Below are 505 nucleotides of genomic sequence, written 5' to 3'. Positions count from 1 at the left end.
GTCACCTTTTCTGAGGCAAACGCTTCAATCATCCGCACAGGATCTTTCTCCCATCCGGCAGGAAGCAGATACACGGAGGCGCCGGACATCGTCCACCAAAACAATTGCCAGATGGAGGCGTCGAATGAAAAGGATGATTTCAGCACGATGATGTCCTCTTCCGTTAACGGGAACTGCCCTTGCATCCCTGATAAAAAGGCGGCGGCCTGACAGTGTTCAACAGCCACTCCCTTCGGTGTTCCCGTCGAACCGGACGTATAAATGATATAAGCGAGCGAATCAGCATCCGCTTCTTCAGAGACAGCCCCTGTCTCCGTCTCACTTGTCAAAGAAGAAAGAGACACTTCTAGCGTTTCTCCGGAAAAACCGGAAAGGGATAACCCCGGCTGTGCAAGCAGGAGGCAGGCGCCGCAGTCATCAAGCATATGGCGCAGCCTGTCCTCAGGATACTCCGGGTCAAGCGGCACATAGGCGCCGCCCGCTTTTAACACGGCAAGCACAGAAA

Annotated in this window: 1 protein-coding gene; it reads right to left on the bottom strand. The window is 54.1% G+C overall.

From position 1 onward, the window contains the following. Positions 1-505 (bottom strand): AMP-binding protein (locus tag G9F75_RS19690; RefSeq protein WP_167409336.1); only part of this gene is annotated, 505 nt, incomplete at both ends.

This window comes from Bacillus sp. EKM208B, from assembly GCF_011800725.1.
Classification (GTDB): Bacteria; Bacillota; Bacilli; order Bacillales; family Bacillaceae; genus Bacillus; species Bacillus velezensis.
Note: the sequence above shows the minus strand (reverse complement) of the source record. Positions and strands in the feature narration are given on the sequence as shown.